The organism is Microbulbifer maximicatervae (SeqCode) (genome assembly GCF_052467305.1).
In genome coordinates this window covers 4,294,347-4,311,520 of record NZ_CP174306.1, presented here as the reverse complement: position 1 = coordinate 4,311,520, position 17,174 = coordinate 4,294,347, and the positions used below count along the sequence as shown (strand labels likewise).

Below are 17,174 nucleotides of genomic sequence, written 5' to 3'. Positions count from 1 at the left end.
CGGCTTCCTGGCGGTCAAATGCTTTTGGGGAACCTATAGTTATGGGAGAGTCGACGGTGCACTTGGCAATCTTTGATCTGGATAACACGCTGATAGGTGGTGATAGCGATCATGCCTGGGGCGAATTTCTGGTGGAGCGTGAACATGTCGACGGGACCCGTTACCGCTCGGCTAACGACCGCTTTTATCAAGATTACCAGCGCGGTGAATTGGATATTTTTGCCTACCTGGAATTTGCCTTGGAACCCCTGGCGCAGCTTTCCCGTGGCCAATTGGAAAACTTGCAGAGCGAGTTTATGCAGGAAGTTATCAGTGAATTGTGGCTGCCTCGGGCTCAGGCGCTGATCGGCGAACACCGCCGTAAAGGCCACCACATCATGATTATCACTGCGACCAATCGCTTTGTGGTTGAGCCTATTGCCTCGCGCCTCGGTGTCGATACCCTGCTGGCCACTGAGCCTGAGGAGGATGAGGGGCGGTTCACCGGAAAGGTCGTTGGTGAACCCTGTTACCAGGGGGGAAAAGTTGTCCGGTTGCGCCAATGGCTGGCCCACAACCCGGAATATGCCAACAGTGAAAAGTGGTTCTACAGTGACTCCAACAATGATCTGCCCTTGCTGGGCGAAGTTGAGCACCCAATTGCGGTGGACCCAGATGATCGCCTGCGCGCAGAAGCTGAGGCTCGCGGCTGGCCGGTGATCAGTTTGCGGGAAGAGAGTGAGTAGGTGCTTGCCAGTATTTGTGAAATGCATAAGATGGGGAATTGAGTGAACGGATCTATTATCCAGTACCGGGCCCTGGCTGTTTTAATCGGGGCCCTGGCCGGACTTTCTGCCTGTGAACAAAAAGCGGTAGAAAAACCGCAGCAGGTATCGCAACAAAGTATTGCGCCGCAACCTGTGAATGAAAAGGCTGCGACCGAGTTATCCCTGGCAATTTGGCAGGCGGGTGAGGCCCAGGTTATCCACGCCCATGCCGCTGTTGAAACGTTGCAGCGTGAAGTGGATGGGCTCCTGGCTCAGCCGAATGAAAATAAGCTGGAAAATGCCAGGCTCGCCTGGCTGGATGCCCACAGGGAATTTGCTGCTGCACTGCCTTATATCCAGTTGGCTTTTTCTTCAGGAGAGTTGCGCAGCCAGGGTAGAAAATTACTGTTATCAGTAGATAGTTGGCCGGCCCAGGCGGGCTACCTGGATACAGTGCCGGGTTATTCTGAGAGCGGTATCGTTAACGATACGGCCATTGATCTGACTTTAACGAACCTGCGCAAGCAGCACCGCCTGACGGCACATGAAGAGGCCAGCACCGGTTTTCACGCCCTGGAAATCATGCTCTGGGGGCCCACCAGCGAGCGGGTTGCGGAGCAGTTTTTGGCTAAGTCCGATGGGGAAAAACCCGAGGCCCTGGCCGTCAATCGGCGCCGTGAACTAACCCGCTTGATCGTTAAAGGTGTGGAAGAGGATATGGCAGGCTTGGCCCGCCGTTGGCCGACGGCAGCCAACAGCCTGTCGCGGCCCTATTTATCCCTTGGACCGGTTGCCCGATTGCAGCAAATCCGTGCATCGCACACCCGGGTGATTGATGAGCAGCTGTTGCGCAGGTTGCCGGAGAGTTCCGAGAGCGATGTGGAAAGTAGCCGCGCTGCCGATTCAAAGCAGGCGATATTGGCAATTATGGCAACTCTCCAGTCAAACTGGATTCCCACCGGTGGGGGCGGCTTGGCGGAGCTGTTGCTGGATCGACATCAGGTGACGGCTTTAGAGCAGGCTTTTGTGGATTTCGAGAGCTTGTTGTTGCAAATGGAAGACCCGATTGAACTGGCGGAGCTGACCCAATTGGCGCAGGCACGCAAACTTCTCGAGCGTATCGCCGGGTTGATGGCAGGTACTACCCAAGTGCCAGTATCCGATCAGGATGTGATGCCGGTTAGCTTGCCGGTTGATGGTGAATAAATCTTGCTCTCACAGGCATAACAAAAAACCCGGCGACTGCCGGGTTTTTTGTATCTGTTGGGTGGGGATTACCAGCGACGTACAGGGCCAGTATCCACGTGTACGAAGTTACTCTTCGGGTAGTATCCGACACCGCCCGCTTTCAGGTTGAGTGCTGCCTGGCGCAACTTCGACAGGGACACACCCGGCATACGGATATCCAAGGCCATACCACGTGTGTGGTAACTGCGTTTCGCTACGCCTCGGCCAGCTGCACGCAGCTTGGCATTGGTTTTAGGTGAACGGTATCCAGAGATAATCTCAATGGTGCCGTTGTAATTGAACTTCTCCTTCAGCTTGTAGACGATATCTAGAAGCTTGGGGTCCATTCGGGTCACTTCGTTGGCGCGGTGGTCACGAAGCAATTTGTTGAACTGCTTCAGGCCTCCGCTGCTGTAATCTCCGTTAGTCCAGTAGGCGGCCTCCAGCTTCTCCCCGGTGTGCAGGTTGCGCATTTTCAGGGTGCGGGAGCTACCTACTTTTGCGAAAGTCGGTCCGGCGCTGACGGCCGCCGCAGTTGCGCAGGTCACTGCCAGGAATCGACGTCTGGATGGATTCTTCATAATTCCGCCTCGTCGTTTAATCTCTCGTCGGTTTGCCTTAGTTGGCGCAACCGGGTACGGCGGAAAATGTACAAAAAATAACCAGTTGTTACAAACCTGAAGCTGCTAATTCGGAAATAATTAGATAGCCTGGGTGGTATATTTTTTCTTTTCTGCCACCTGAAATTGGAATTTTTATTGCTGATCAGTCGATAGTGCTGAATAGATTGGAGACAGCGTTGTCATTGCACGCTAATCACTAAAAAATTATTTTTCTGCGACTTATAAGTTTTACCGGGCGGTTTCGTCAGTGTACTTGGGAGCTATCCGATCACCTCTTCGGTCATGAGCTCGATAGCCTTCTTTATTAGTAGCTGGTTTACCCATCTATATACAGAGGACAACCTAGATATATAGAAGATAAGAATTTGTATGTACATGTATATACATGCAGATTGGATTCTGCCAGCGTAGTATTTCTCCGGACATACAGCTGTTTAGGTTATCTGGCAGACTCTGGACCGCCCTATATTTGGGGGGCGTATTGATCTCGATTTCCTGGAGCCCGCCAGTAGCAGCGGGCGGTAAAAAGAAACCTGGAAAAATTAGATCCGGCCAGTATTGCTACCACGGTTGTGAATATGGCAAATCTCTAATTTTTTAATGACAAGGATGTAGTTTCCAAATCAAGGCCAGGGTTTAAATAGGAATGTGAGTAGTGCTTTGAAAAATTAAATCAAACTTGCTTAGGTGGTTATTCTGATCGGTGTCTTTCAAGTTCTATTGTTTGGAGAACTTTAGCGTTATAGAGCACTGCCAGCGAAAATGAGAACAGGCAAAGCCCTTTATCGATACTTAGTATTTTTCACTTGCCGATAAGCTCCCTAATTTGGATAAGGCAGCTCTTTGTCTCGATGATAAATATCAGGGCGGAATTGGGGGCGCCCATCCCTATCTATCCAGGCGGTCATATAAACGATGTAAATACGGGGTGATCCCTTCACCTTTACATTCAGAGCATCGTGCCCATTGGCTGCCTGCGCTACCCGAGTTCTGTCCCACCCCTGGTCACGAAGAAGAAAGTACGCTAATTCTTCTGGTGCTTGTAGCCTTACGCATCCGTGACTTAATGCCCGCTGGCGAAGTTTAAACAGGCTTTGAGCTTGGGTGTCATGGAGAAAAATAGCCTGCTTATTGGGGATAACAAATTTCACTTTCCCCAGAGTATTCTCAGGGCCACTCAATTGCCTCAAAGTAGCGTGCCCACCAGCTGCCTTGGCAATAGTCTCCTCTGTAATAGGGGACGATTTACCGCTGCGATATTGCACTACTCGATAACCCCGCTTGTGCATGGCTGTTGGGTTGTGTCGTGCCTTGGGCAAAAGCTCGGTGACAAGAATACTTCGGGGGACTGTCCAGGTTGGGCTGAAAACAATATTGGTTATCCGCGTGCGTAAATTTGGTGTGCGCGTACTGCTTTTTCCCACGACGGTTTTCATATTGAGAGCGACCGAACCATCTTCAATAAGCTGCAATCGATAGTCGGGCACGTTGACGATTACGTAGCGATCATCCTCTGGGAGCTTTAGCTGCTCCCATCGGGATGCATTTAATTCCATTTGCTTAGCGCGTTCCATTGGCGATATAGCCAAGGCTGCAAGTGTGTCTTCATCGGCGATACCGGTAACTTTCAATCCGTGGCGTTCCTGAAAGCGCTCCACTGCAGCTTGGAGCGCACTGTCAAATCTTCGGGGGTCTTTTTGCGGAGCGGAAAGCGGCCCGGGCTGACCGTGATAATCCTTATACATTGCCAGTAAATTACGTAGTTGTAGGACACGAGGGCCTTTGTCTCCGGGCTGTAAAGTTTTTCCCTGGGTAATCGGTCGCCAGTTTTTCGCTAACACTCGGTAGGCCTGAGCGGTATCGCGTAATTGCTGGGTCGAACTGATTGGCTCAATAATGATATCGGTCCGCCCAGTGAATGAAGCATTCAAAGGGCTGGCCGAGGCAATTACGAGGCTTATCAGTGCGGCGATGCCGAGCTGGAATGGGCCATTTGCCATACTGATAACTCAGTAGTCCCTGTAGCTCTCAATCCGCTTCACTCTGTTACCTCCTATTACTGATCCCGGTTATAGATATCCGGCCGAAACTGAAGCTGCCCATTTTCATCGATCCAGGCAGTCCAGTAAGCGATATAAACCGGTAGGGGATTTTTAAGGGCAACGCCATGGGTGCGACCACTTCCCAGCGCGCGATTGATGCGAGCATCACTCCACTTGTTTTGCTGAGCTAACATCATGCGAGCAAACTGCAATGGTTTTTCCAGACGAATACAACCGTGGCTAAAGGCTCTTTGTGATTTTTTAAATAAATGCTTGCTATTTGTGTCGTGTAGAAAAATGGCCTGCCGATTGGGGATAACAAATTTCACTCTTCCCAAAGCATTTCCCGGCCCGCCTTTTTGTTGCAGTGAAACTTGTCCTCGACGCACTGCGGCTACATTTCCACGAGTAAAAGGCACCGATCTGCCCCGATGATTCATCAGGCGATAACCTTTTGCCCTAAGGGCGGAACTGCCCTTGGGTAAAAGTTCCCGCAGCGCAATACTGGGCGGGACACGCCATACAGGATTAAATTCCAGTCGCGTCATACGGGTAGCGATTTGTGGTGTTTTGTGTTTTGGTTTTCCCACAACCACACGCATACGGAACTGCTCTTTATCGCCTTCAATTAGGCGCAAATTAAATTCCGGGACATTCACGATGATATAGCGAGGCCCTAAATCCTTGGGGAGTTGTTTCCAGCGTTCAATATTTGCTGCCAGAATTTTGGCAACTTTAGCTGGCGGGGTATTGAGTCGACTCCGGGTTCCCTCATCAACAAGTGCCGTTTGCTTTAATCCGTGACGTTTCTGAAACCGTTTAACGGCCTGCTGCAGTTTTTTGTCGTAGACATCTGCTTTAGAAGTATCTGCTCCGTACTCTTCGGGGTGGTGATCACCATAGAGCATTAGCAGGCTTCTCAATTGCGCAACCCGGGGACTGCGACTGCCCGGTGCGATAGGTTGTCCAGCACTGAGCGGTTTCCAGTAGTTACCTTGTGCCAGGGTTTGATAGCGTGCTAACGCTTCGCTGAGTAGGGAAAATTGCCTGCCCTGAGGTAAAAAAGGATCGCGACTGCCGATCAAGTCAGGTTCGACGGTATCTTTAGCTTCGGCGAGTATTTGTGGTGAGTGAATGCCCAGCGATATTGCTACGGCAATCGCAGCGGCACTCGCCCTGAGGGAGGTTAGTTGGTTGCGTGGCAAAAAAGCGCAAAGTGAATTGTTGGCAGCACCCATAAGTCACCCCTGCAAGCACTGAGAAATCAGTGAGATTTATCACTGTGCTCACATTGATAACTTGTGACTGATAGTCTTTAAATAATTTTCAGCAATGGTGCTGCTTAAGAAAGGATAATTAATGGAATAACACGCTCAATAATTCCCTGGTTATAACCGGGGCGACGTATAGCCGCCCCGGTTTCTTTTAAAATTGATTATCGGTCAGTCCATCTTTGCCATAAATATCCGGGCGGAAGTTCAGGTTGCCCTGGCCATCGACCCAGGCAGTCCAGTAGGTGATATAAACCTTTACCAGTTGGGACATATCCACTTCCGTGGTTTCCTCTCCTGTGGTCAATTGATCGATACGCCATTGATCCCAATCCCCTTGGGGACGAAGCAGCGCTTCGGCCAAGTGGCGGGGTTTTTCCAGGCGGATGCAGCCATGGCTATAGCCCCGTGAGGTCAGGGAAAAAAGTTTGCGCGCGCGCGTATCGTGCAGGTACACGTCGTGAATATTGGGGATTTCAAATTTGACACGTCCCAATATGTTTTCCTCACCGCCCATTTGGCGCATAAGGTAGGAACCCGCACCTGCAGCAGATAGGTTTTGCGGAGTCAGGGGCAGTTTTTCACCCCTACCGCTAATCACCCGGTATCCCATTTTTTCCATACCCGCAGGGTTTTTACGAGCTTTGGGGAGGATCTCATTCACCAGGATACTGCGCGGTACTGTCCAAGTGGGGTTAAAGACTACCTTGCTGACACGGGTGGTTATTTCAGGCGTTGCGTGTTTTTTCTTACCGACGACGACATTCATCGCCAGTTTGACCTGGTCGTTTTCCACGTACTTGAGACGGTACGCAGGAATATTGACCTGGATAAAGCGGCTACCCAATTGTTCCGGCAACTCTTCGCGGCGCTTGATATTCATTTCCACAATGCGGGCGCGTGCAGCAGGGGATAAGTTCAGGCGCTTGCGAGTTGAGCGACCGACAATACCATCTGCCCTCAGGCCGTGACGCTTCTGGAAGCGCACCACCGCTTGGTGAAGGCCCCGATCGAAGCGATTGCGATCAGTGCCGCCGTAGCTGTAGTAAGACTGGTAATCACCGTATAGGGAGAGCAGGTTGCGCAGGAGGCCTACATGTGGATGGCGTGCACCCATGGTCATGGCGGGACCTGCCGGGATCGGACGCCAGCGACCGCTGGAAGAAATCTTGCGCAGCCGTTGCAGCTCACCGCGCAGCGCTCTTACATCGTTGCCATAGGGCCGGTTTTCCTCGTAGTAAGGCCCCTCACTGTTTTCAGACCTCACCGGCGGGGCGGCAGTATTTGACCGCCCCTGGTTGTAATAAACGCGACTGCCAGAACCCGAGCCACTATTGTTGTCCCGGTAGGAACGGTATCGACTGCGCTCATAGGTGCGAGCGCTACCGGAATAATTGCGTCCTGAGTAATTGCCGGAAGTATCCGCATTGTATTCCCGCGAGTAATAGCGGCTGCGTACATTGCTGCCGAGATTGGCTGCGCGATCATATCCGCGGAAGTACTTGCGCCCGCTGGGTTCACTGGAAGCCTGCTGCTGTGCGGTGCTGGTCGCAACCAAGCGGAAACCTTCGCTATCCCGCAGAACCGGTGTGACACCCCGGCGCGGGCGGGTTTTAGGCTTGAGCCTGTCCAACTGGGTATCTTGCGCGTAGGACACAAAGGCATCGGTCAGTAAGATATCCAATACGGCTGCCATCTGCAGACGTTGAGGCGTATCGCGAAGGGTGCGATCGAAGTACCCTAGGTGGTAGCGGTAGTCGACCATGCTACTCGGATTGCCGGAGCTGGCAGCTGTGAGTTGTTTCAGCAGGTCATTGGCACTATCACTTAGGCTGTAGTTATCGAACCAAAGCAAGCGGTAATCCGTGCGCTGGTAGATCTTGCGCACAGCGGCGGGGTTAAAGATGGGGTCCTGGGCTGGCCAGGCATCAGGGTTTTCCTCCAGCCAATGCACTAAATGAGGGCGAACAGCGTTCTCCGGTAAAACGGGTACGGTCTTCTGGTTTGCTGCGAAAGCATAATAAAGAATGAAGACACAGAGGCTACCCAGCGTCAGCAGTGGAAGTACAGATTTGCGTCTACGATGCTCGGGGTTGAAATACGACATGGTACCTCAGCGATTCTGCGGGAGCCCGGTGCGATATTTTGGAAAATGCCGGGCGCCAGATCGTTCATACCTTCCCAACCTGTGGCGAGCCCATCCAGATACTCAGGGATATTATCGGTGACTCGCACGTGTCATGCGTCCCGCGCGACTTCCTTTTATTAAGACTGTTGTCGGTGTCCTGCTTGCGCGAAACTCAACCAACTTCAGTCTGTGAAAGTAAGTATGGCAATAAATGCAAAATTTGCTTGGCGCTTCATTCTTTTTAGAGTAGGGATTTGCGAATGATGAGTTTTGCGTCAAATATTTCGCTCGTGGGTGAAAAAGGGGCGTGTTTACTGGGGCTTATTTGAATATGGTGCAGAGGCTTGCACAAAAAGTTATGCACAATTTCTCTGCCATTAGCATTGAGCCTGCTTAATTGGGCGACTGGGTAGTGAAGTAGCGCAGGGGTCCATTTTCATTGCCCTGTATAAAAGTCTGCTCCCAAAGTTGGCCACACCCCCTCTGGTCGATGGTGATCACGGTACTCGCGCGGGTACCGTAGCCTCCATTGCGAAGCATTGGTTCTGTCGCCGAGCTATCGGCATCAATTTGAATGAATATCGGAGAGAGTGCCCGCTCAATCTCCAGTGGTAGCCCGGTATGAGGGAGTTGTTGGTCCGGCGCGGGGGTGCGATCTTTGAGTAGTGCCAGTGCTGGCTCCACAAAGCTCTCGATTGTTACCAGTTGGTCGGCCGCAGGTATTATTTCTGCCAGCCCCGCTTTGCCCCTTTCCACCTTTGGCCAGGGCTCGTCCGGCGCTCCGTTGGAGATACCGTGAATGCCCGGTTCAAAAGTAAATGGCTTGTGCCGGTTCCCGGCACAGAAGAGAGTGTTTTGATTCTGAATATCAAACAGCAGGGCGTTAAAGCCTCGATATTGCTGGGATTCCAGGTAGTGGATGAAATGCTCAGGGCTAATTTGTTGGCTGAGGAATTTCTGCGGTATTTCTCCGCGGGAAAGCGCTCCTACAGGTTCCGGTGTCCCAGGCTCCCGGATATTGGTTACAGCCGCGACCCGGCCGGGGGATACGCCGGCCCAGGTTCCCTGAGCTTCAAGGTCTCTACCCGCAATTAGCCCGGTCCCGGGCCAGTGCTCCGCTGCTGCGGTTGGCCTTTGATAGAACTCATCCCGATTGGCGATCAACAGCAGCGGGTATTTCGGGTGGCATTGATAGGCGAATAGCAGTAGACACATGGGGATCTTCCCTAGGGGCAAGCTGCCCTTCCACAGCGGGGGGCTTTACGACCATAATACGCCCTTTATTAGCAATCGCGATTCCCCCATGCTGACCTATCCCGAAATTGACCCGGTAGCCTTTGCAATAGGCCCCTTAAAAGTGCACTGGTATGGGCTGATGTACTTGGCTGGCTTTGTCGCGGCCTGGTGGTTGGCATTGCGCCGAAGTGCCAAACCCTGGTCACCGGTTATTAAATCCGAAGTTGAGGACTTGATTCTCTACTGTGCCATTGGTGTCGTTATCGGTGGCCGCTTGGGGTACATGTTCTTTTATAACTTCCCCCAGTTGCTCGAAGACCCGATATCACTGATCCGGCTGTGGGAAGGAGGGATGAGCTTCCACGGCGGGCTGATAGGGGTAATGTTGGCCACGGCACTCTACGCACGCAAAATTGGTACAACCTTCCCGGCTCTAATTGATTTCGTTGCTCCCCTGGTGCCCATAGGTCTTGGGCTTGGGCGGATCGGTAATTTTATTGGCCAGGAGCTTTGGGGGCGTGAAACTGAAGGCCCTTGGGGCATGGTCTTTCCAAAGGACCCGGACCTTCTGGTCCGGCACCCATCCCAGCTGTATCAAGCCTTCCTTGAGGGGCTGGTTCTCTTTGCGCTGCTCTGGTGGTTCTCCAGTAAGCCGCGCCCTCGACTCGCGGTGGGTGGTATGTTCGTGACGCTCTACGGTGTATTCCGCTTCCTGGTGGAATTTGTCCGGGAGCCCGATGGGCATATTGGTTTTGATTTATTTGGATGGATGACACGTGGGCAGCTTTTGAGCCTGCCGATGATTATTGCCGGCATCGCATTGCTGGTGTGGAGTTATAAAACTCAGCCGCTTCCCGAGGGGAGAACTGAGCAGAAAGGTAAGAAAGCAGGGTCTTCCCGAGTTAAAGGCGGAGCATAGCAGTAGATGAAGCAGTATCTCGATCTAATGCGCCATGTGCGCGATAACGGCACCGTTAAAGGTGACCGCACCGGCACTGGTACTCTCAGTGTGTTTGGCTATCAAATGCGCTTTAATTTGGCGGAGGGTTTTCCGCTGATCACCACTAAAAAGTGCCATTTGCGCTCGATTATTCACGAACTTCTGTGGTTTTTGCAGGGGGATACCAATATCCGCTACCTCCAGGACAATAAGGTGCGGATTTGGGATGAGTGGGCGACAGAGGACGGTGATCTGGGCCCTGTATATGGCCATCAATGGCGCTCCTGGCCCACTTCGGATGGCCGCCAGATCGACCAGATTGAGCAGTTGGTACATCAGTTGAAAACCCGCCCGGACTCCCGGCGCCTGATGGTTAGCGCCTGGAACCCTGCGGATCTGCCAGATGAAGGTGTTTCACCTGCTGATAATGCCCGTGAAGGACGCATGGCCCTGGCTCCCTGCCACGCCCTGTTCCAGTTTTATGTCGCTGACGGCAAGTTGTCCTGTCAGCTGTACCAGCGAAGCGCAGATATTTTCCTGGGGGTGCCTTTTAATGTCGCCTCATACAGCCTGTTGACCCTTATGCTGGCACAGGTATGCGGTTTGAAGCCCGGCGATTTTATCCACACCTTTGGTGATGCTCACCTCTACTCCAACCATATGGAGCAGGTCGAACTGCAATTGCAGCGCGACCCTCTGCCTCTGCCACAAATGCACTTGAATCCAGATGTGAAAGATCTGTTTTCTTTCCGCTTCGAGGACTTTGAACTCAAAGGTTACGAAGCCTATCCACATATTCCGGCACCCGTAGCGGTTTAAGGGGCAGTAATGACGGTTTCTATTGCTTTGATTGCGGCAGTTGCCCGCAATGGTGCTATCGGCAAGGATAATGAACTCCCCTGGCGCATCTCCGGCGATCTGCAGTTTTTTAAGCGGACCACTATGGGAAAGCCAGTAGTAATGGGACGAAAGACCTTTGAGTCTATTGGTCGCCCACTTCCGGGGCGTGTCAATATTGTCATTACGCGTAATGCTGACTGGGTTGCGGATGGCGTTGAGGTGGTCCAGTCTCTGGATAAAGCCCTGAGTCTGTCCCAAAGCTGCGCTAAGGACAGCGGCGCCACTGAAGTGATGGTTATTGGCGGAGCACAAATTTATCGCCAGGCACTGTCTCTGGCTGCCCGTTTATATGTCACCGAAGTTGACGCAAATATCGACGGGGATGCATACTTTCCCGACATAGATGACTCATGGGTCGAGTCGGCACGAGAGTGTTACCCGGCCTCGGACAGGAATGAGTACAACTACTCATTAGTCCAATATGACAGATTTAAATAAAAACAATTTGATCAAAAGTTGATCGATCTGTTAAATTCTCCAACAGCTTACACAAGGAGCGTCGCCGCGAATGTGTGAATGTGACCCGGGGATGTTACCCAAGTGTTACTTTGCTGCCCAAGCGGGCCGATGCTGGCAATCGGCATTTGAATAATCAAATCGGCTGTTTACAATGTGCGGCTCTTAGCTGTCTTCTAACCAATGTTTTTAAAACAAAAGGACACCGCGTTGTGGCAGCTATCTCATCGCGACCATGTTGTGAAATATTGAACCCACTGGGGGGTCTAATGAAAACCAAGCGATTCATGGCTGTGGCGCTGACCACTGCGCTGTCTGCTGGCGCGCTCTACGGCAGCGTAGCCACTGCGGATACTCTCGATAACGTACTCGCCGTCGGCCAGCAGAAAACCACTGCGGCCCAGGCATCGCAAAAGCGCATCGACAAGATTGCCGACGAAACCAGCAGCCTGCTGCAGGACTTCAAGGTAGTTAATAAAGAAATCGATGGTCTGCGTGTATACAACCGTCAGTTGGAAAAGCAGCTGGCTAACCAGCTCGAAGTTATTAACGATCTGGACGAGTCTATTGCCAACGTTACTGTTATCGAGCGTCAGATCCAGCCGCTGATCCTGCGTATGCTGGATGGCTTGGAGCAGTTCATTGAGTTGGACGCACCGTTTAAGCGCGATGAGCGTATTGCGAACCTCAACGGTGTTAAGAGCACCATGGATCGCTCCGATGTCAGTGTTGCGGAGAAATTCCGCCAGGTATTAGAGCTGTACAACTTTGAGGCGGAATATGCCCGCAAGATCGATTCTTACCGCGATACCCTGACCATTGCCGGCCAGGAGCGTGAGGTAAGCGTTTTGCAAATCGGTCGTATCGCCCTGCTGGCACAGACGACAGATGCCCAAATTTCCCTCGCTTATGACAAAGAGCAGAACAAGTTTGTAGAGATCGATGCTGGTGAATACCGTCGCGCTCTCATGAACGGTCTGAAAATTGCCAAGAAGCAGGCCACTATCGACATCATGACCATGCCGATTCCGGCTCCGGAGGCAGCGCAATGAAAACCTCTTTCGTCAAACGCGTTTTAGTGGCGGCAGCAGCTGGCCTTATCAGCTTCTCCGCAGTTGCACAGGAGAAGGCCACTTCTCTGGATGACCTGTTGAAAAAGGTCGAAAGTTCCAAATTTGCTGAGTCCAAAGAGCATAAGCAGCGTGAAGCTGAATTTCGCCGCCAGAAGGCGAATCAGAATGCTTTGCTGAATCAAGCTAAAAACACTCGTACCGCTGAAGAAAAGCGCTCTGCTGAACTGGAAAAGAAATACCAGGAGCAGGAAGTGGCTGTAGATCAGAAACGTCAACAGCTGCAGGAGCGTATGGGATCTTTGAATGAGCTGTTTGGCCATATGTCCTCTACTGCGGGGGACCTGCGTGCCAATATCGGTTCCTCTCTGGTTTCCGCCCAATACCCTGGGCGCACAGAATTCCTCGACGGCCTTCTGGCTAAGATGAATACTGCTACCAAACTGCCCACTATCGAAGAAATTGAGCGACTATGGTTTGAGATTCAGCGTGAAACTGTTGAATCCGGGAAGATCGTTAAGTTTAACGCGACCGTGATCAAGCCAAATGGTGAACAAGTTGATCAGGAAGTGGTTCGCGTAGGTAACTTTAATCTGGTTTCCAACGGTAAATACCTGGAAATGAACAATGCCTATAAAATGGCTGAACTGATACGTTAGCCAGACGCAAAGTTCCAAGGCATGGCTGAAGCTCTGCAAGCTTCTACCAGTGGTTTCAGTGCCTTCGGTGTAGACCCGACAGGTCCCACCGGTGGCTCTTACCTGAAAGCCATGATCAATAGCCCGGACCTCGTAGAGCGCTGGCACCAGGGTGGTATCGTTGGATACATTATCTCTGCTGTTGGTGCTTTCGCGATGTTACTGGCTATCTTCCGCCTGATCGTTCTGACCGGCGTTGGCGCTAAAGTGAATGCTCAGCTGCGCTCCTCTACTCCGAACACCAATAACCCGCTGGGTCGTGTACTGGCTGTTGCGGAAGAGAACAAAGGAGTAGACGGTGAAACTCTTGAATTGAAGATGGAAGAGGCGGTGCTGAAAGAGCGTCCGGCAGTCGAATCCGGTCTCAACCTGCTGAAGATCATCGCAATGGTAGCTCCTCTGCTGGGTCTGCTGGGTACCGTTACCGGTATGATTATTACCTTCCAGGCGATCACTATCTTTGGTGCGGGCGATCCTAAGGCTATGGCCGGCGGTATTTCATCGGCCCTGATCACGACCGTTCTTGGTCTGGTTGTGGCTATCCCAACCGTTCTGATGCACACCGTAGTTAATGGTCGTGCCAAGCGTGTCCTGCATATTCTGGAAGAACAGAGTGCCGGTATCGTGGCAGAAAACGCCGAACGCAAATAAGAGGAGGCGGCAACATGCACGCATTAAATGACGCATGGGCCGCCGTCAACGCCTTTATGGCGTCGGGCGGGCCAGTACTGTTCCTGATCGCCGGCCTGACCTTCTTTATGTGGACGCTGATTTTTGAACGTGTTTTCTACTTTAACAAAGGGTTGAAAAGTGACGTTCAAGGTGCGGTAGACCAATGGGAGGGGCGCGGTGAGCGCAAATCCTGGGCTTCGCACCAGATCCGTTATGCAATGATTTCCCGGGTATCCGAGAAAATTCAGGACAATATGGACATGATCCAAGCCTGTGTCGCCCTGGCCCCTCTGTTTGGGTTGTTGGGTACGGTTTGGGGCATGATCAACGTGTTCGATGTTCTCGCGATTACAGGTGGCGGTGACGCTAAGCAGATGGCCAGTGGTGTATCCATGGCAACTATCCCAACAATGGCGGGTATGGTTGCAGCCCTGTCAGGTGTATTTGCCAACACTTATCTAGCCCGTAAAGCTGAGCGTGAAACCCAGCTGTTGGAAGATCATCTGACAATGGATCACTAAGCATACACTAGCGAATAACTCCGTTTATTTGCTGTGAAGGTTTAGCCAAGCCAGATACTTTTGCCGGGGGCTCCCTGAGCCCTCGCTGGAAAAGTTCGCTAAGAGAGTTGCTATGAGCAAAAGACAAAATACGGCAGAAGAAGAAGCCGGCGCAATTGACCTCACGCCCATGCTGGACGTGGTGTTTATCATGCTGATCTTCTTTATCGTCACCGCGACTTTTATTAAGGAGCCGGGTGCTGATGTTGAGAAGCCGGAAGCGACAACCGCTGAACTCAAGGCCGCCTCTATCTTGGTAGCGATCAACGACAGTGACGAGGTTTGGATTGCTAAAGAGAAGGTTGATGAGCGCCAGGTAAGAATTGTCCTGGAGCGTCTCTACTCGGAAAACCCGAAAGGGTGGTTGGTAATTCAGCCCGATAAGGGAGCAAGCATTGAGAAGATTGCCCTGATTGCAGAAGCAGCCAGGAAGATTGGTATCAAGAAAGTTTCCGTCGCTACAGAGAAGAGTTAACAGCTATGAATCCGGTAAGACTTCTTGGGGCAGGTACACTGGCGGTAGCCACAACCTTTGGCCTCATCTTCACCATGCATCAGCTGATTGCAGCAAATATGAAAGCTCCTGAGGAAAAGGAAACTTTCAAAGTTGCCGATGTGGTGATGCCTGATACGAAGATTGAAACACAGTACGATACCGCCAAGCCGGTAAAACCAGATGAGCCAGACACTCCGCCGCCGGAGATGCCGGAGCCTGACTTCGAGGAACCGAATATTGATGGCAACATCAGTATTGCTGCTCCCAAAGCGGGTGGTGATGTTAAGCTGTCTGGCTTCAGTTTTGGCGAGGGTGATTACCTGCCGATCGTTAAAGTACAGCCGCAATACCCTCGTCGTGCTCAGCAGCGTGGTATAGAAGGCTATGTAATCGTTGAATACACCGTAACGACTAATGGCTCTGTACGTGATCCGATAGTGATTGAGGCGTTTACGCTGAAGGGTAAGCCCACAACTGTTTTCAATCGCGCAGCTTTGAAGTCCGCGTTGAAGTACAAGTACAAGCCGCGAGTAGTCGATGGCAAGCCGACCGAAGTTCCTAATGTTAGAACTAAGATCAGCTTTAACATGGCTAAGGACTAAAGAGGGGGAAGCACTATGAAGTTGACGACCATCACTAAAGGTTTGTCCAAGTTCGCTCTGCGCACGTCAGTAGCGCTACCCTTGGTTTTGGCACCGACGGTCAGTGTTACCGTGTTGGATGCGGTGGGTGTATCGGCTCCTTTCGCTTCTGCACAAGCGCAGGAGCAGAAAAAGCAGAGCAAGCAAAAGACTCGTAAAGTTCCGGCAATGCGCGAATCTGCGTATAAGAAGTTGGAAAAAGCCCAGGAAGCTGCTGATGCAGAGGATTGGGCAGCGGCACTAGTTGCACTGCAAGATATGGATGCAGCTAAGAAGCGCTTCAACGGCTATGAAATTGCCCAGATGTATAACTTCTTCGGTGTTGTTTACTACAGCACTGAGCGTTACAAAGAGGCGATTCCCTACTTTAAAAAGGTTCTGGACCAGGGTGAAAAAAACCTGCCGGTAGCTTTAGAAGTAGGCACTTTGTTTACACTGGCTCAGCTGTATTTTGTCACTGAGGATTACAAGCAGGCGATTAACTACCTAAACAAGTGGTTTAAGGTCTCCGATCGCATCACTGCGGACTCCTATGCCTTGCGCGCCCAGGCTTACAATCAGATTGGTAACCAGGACAAGGCTCTCTCGGATATCAATATAGCGGTATCCATGTATGAAAAAGAGGGCAAGACACCTAAAGAAGCATGGTATGGATTGCAGCAGTACGTTTATTTCGAGCGCAACGACTACAAGAGCGTAGCCGCTGTTCTGGAAAAGCTGGTGCAGTACTACCCTAAGCCTGTGTACTACAAAACGCTGGCTGCCATGTACGGTGAGCTCAAGCGCGAGAAGGACCAGCTGCATATGATGGAAGCAGCTTACCTTGCCGGAGCTTTGGAAAAGGATAGAGACCTGTTGAATATGGGGTATCTCTTTATGGGGCATGAAATGCCTTATAAAGGGGCTAAGGTGATAGCTAAGGGTATTCAAGAGAAGAAGATCCCGCGTACAGCTAAAAACCTGGAAACCCTGGCTCAGGCCTACCAGATGGCACAAGAACTTCAGAAAGCTATTCCGCAGCTGGAAGCAGCAGCTCAGCTTTCTGATAAAGGTGAGATTTACTCGCGCCTCGCAGGTATCTACCTGGATCTGGATCAGAACGAAAAAGCCATTGCTATGGGCAAAAAAGCCATGGCCAAAGGTGGTGTTAAGCGTATTGATCAACTACAAATTGTTATGGGTATGGCCAATGCCAATCTGAAGCGCTATGACTCAGCTTTGAAGAGCTTCAAGCTTGCACTGAAAAGTGAGAAATCTGAAAAAATGGCTAGGCAGTGGATTACCTTTATCGAAGGTGAACAGAAACGTGAGAAGCAGTTGGCAATTTAAAGCCAATTAACTTTTTAAGTTTCAAAAAAGCCGCGCAGTAATGCGCGGCTTTTTTTATGCTTTTTTTTCTTCTCGCGGCAATACAAAATTTCGAGGCAACCTGTATAAACAGACTATTTGCATTTTTTTGTAAATTGAC

The 17,174-nt window shown here is 51.4% G+C and carries 15 protein-coding genes and 1 pseudogene; 11 read left to right on the top strand and 5 right to left on the bottom strand.

Annotated features, from left to right (window positions below):
* Window positions 1-56 precede the first annotated feature (56 nt).
* Together ACJJI4_RS18725 and ACJJI4_RS18720 are read left to right on the top strand one after the other, a co-directional pair.
* Window positions 57-725, top strand: a complete 669-nt coding sequence (locus tag ACJJI4_RS18725; protein WP_444928247.1) for a histidinol-phosphatase — start codon at window positions 57-59, stop codon at window positions 723-725.
* 42 nt (window positions 726-767) lie between these two features.
* Window positions 768-1,952, top strand: a complete 1,185-nt coding sequence (locus ACJJI4_RS18720) for an imelysin family protein (protein ID WP_413663580.1) — start codon at window positions 768-770, stop codon at window positions 1,950-1,952.
* A gap of 68 nt (window positions 1,953-2,020) precedes the next feature.
* On the opposite strand, the gene mepK is transcribed toward ACJJI4_RS18720, so the two are convergent.
* From mepK to ACJJI4_RS18695, 5 genes are all read right to left on the bottom strand, one after another.
* Window positions 2,021-2,554 carry a peptidoglycan L,D-endopeptidase MepK gene (gene mepK / locus ACJJI4_RS18715; protein WP_282930973.1) on the bottom strand — a complete coding sequence of 178 codons (534 nt, stop codon included), beginning with the start codon at window positions 2,552-2,554 and terminating at the stop codon, window positions 2,021-2,023.
* Between the two features lie 863 nt (window positions 2,555-3,417).
* Window positions 3,418-4,596, bottom strand: coding sequence for a L,D-transpeptidase family protein (locus tag ACJJI4_RS18710; protein WP_444926110.1), 1,179 nt, complete (start codon window positions 4,594-4,596; stop codon window positions 3,418-3,420).
* A gap of 56 nt (window positions 4,597-4,652) precedes the next feature.
* Complete coding sequence (locus tag ACJJI4_RS18705; RefSeq protein WP_413663578.1) at window positions 4,653-5,876, bottom strand: L,D-transpeptidase family protein; 1,224 nt, start codon at window positions 5,874-5,876, stop codon at window positions 4,653-4,655.
* Between the two features lie 187 nt (window positions 5,877-6,063).
* The gene (locus tag ACJJI4_RS18700; protein ID WP_444926109.1) at window positions 6,064-8,016 is read right to left on the bottom strand and encodes a L,D-transpeptidase family protein; all 1,953 of its coding nucleotides are present in this window, start codon (window positions 8,014-8,016) and stop codon (window positions 6,064-6,066) included.
* A gap of 414 nt (window positions 8,017-8,430) precedes the next feature.
* Complete coding sequence (locus tag ACJJI4_RS18695) at window positions 8,431-9,252, bottom strand: NRDE family protein (RefSeq protein ID WP_444926108.1); 822 nt, start codon at window positions 9,250-9,252, stop codon at window positions 8,431-8,433.
* Between the two features lie 88 nt (window positions 9,253-9,340).
* Here ACJJI4_RS18695 and lgt point away from each other — a divergent pair, with 88 nt between their 5' ends.
* The 9 genes and pseudogenes from lgt (at window position 9,341) to ACJJI4_RS18650 (ending at window position 17,035) form a co-directional block, all read left to right on the top strand.
* Window positions 9,341-10,192, top strand: coding sequence for a prolipoprotein diacylglyceryl transferase (lgt, locus tag ACJJI4_RS18690; protein ID WP_413665894.1), 852 nt, complete (start codon window positions 9,341-9,343; stop codon window positions 10,190-10,192).
* A 6-nt stretch (window positions 10,193-10,198) separates the two neighbouring features.
* Complete coding sequence (locus ACJJI4_RS18685; protein ID WP_444926107.1) at window positions 10,199-11,032, top strand: thymidylate synthase; 834 nt, start codon at window positions 10,199-10,201, stop codon at window positions 11,030-11,032.
* 9 nt (window positions 11,033-11,041) lie between these two features.
* Window positions 11,042-11,551 (top strand): dihydrofolate reductase, encoded by a 510-nt coding sequence (locus ACJJI4_RS18680; RefSeq protein ID WP_444926106.1) that lies wholly within the window; start codon window positions 11,042-11,044, stop codon window positions 11,549-11,551.
* Window positions 11,552-11,838: 287 nt separating this feature from the next.
* Window positions 11,839-12,621 (top strand): DUF3450 domain-containing protein, encoded by a 783-nt coding sequence (locus tag ACJJI4_RS18675; protein WP_444926105.1) that lies wholly within the window; start codon window positions 11,839-11,841, stop codon window positions 12,619-12,621.
* Window positions 12,618-13,988, top strand: a pseudogene (locus ACJJI4_RS18670) (MotA/TolQ/ExbB proton channel family protein). The gene ACJJI4_RS18675 and the pseudogene ACJJI4_RS18670 overlap by 4 nt, the downstream one beginning before the upstream one ends.
* A 14-nt stretch (window positions 13,989-14,002) precedes the next feature.
* Complete coding sequence (locus ACJJI4_RS18665) at window positions 14,003-14,530, top strand: MotA/TolQ/ExbB proton channel family protein (protein WP_282930984.1); 528 nt, start codon at window positions 14,003-14,005, stop codon at window positions 14,528-14,530.
* A gap of 112 nt (window positions 14,531-14,642) precedes the next feature.
* The gene (locus ACJJI4_RS18660; protein ID WP_108734754.1) at window positions 14,643-15,044 is read left to right on the top strand and encodes an ExbD/TolR family protein; all 402 of its coding nucleotides are present in this window, start codon (window positions 14,643-14,645) and stop codon (window positions 15,042-15,044) included.
* A gap of 5 nt (window positions 15,045-15,049) precedes the next feature.
* On the top strand, window positions 15,050-15,667 hold the full coding sequence (locus ACJJI4_RS18655) for an energy transducer TonB (protein WP_444895889.1): 618 nt from the start codon (window positions 15,050-15,052) through the stop codon (window positions 15,665-15,667).
* A gap of 15 nt (window positions 15,668-15,682) precedes the next feature.
* The gene (locus ACJJI4_RS18650) at window positions 15,683-17,035 is read left to right on the top strand and encodes a tetratricopeptide repeat protein (RefSeq protein WP_444926104.1); all 1,353 of its coding nucleotides are present in this window, start codon (window positions 15,683-15,685) and stop codon (window positions 17,033-17,035) included.
* The last annotated feature ends 139 nt before the right edge of the window (window positions 17,036-17,174 follow it).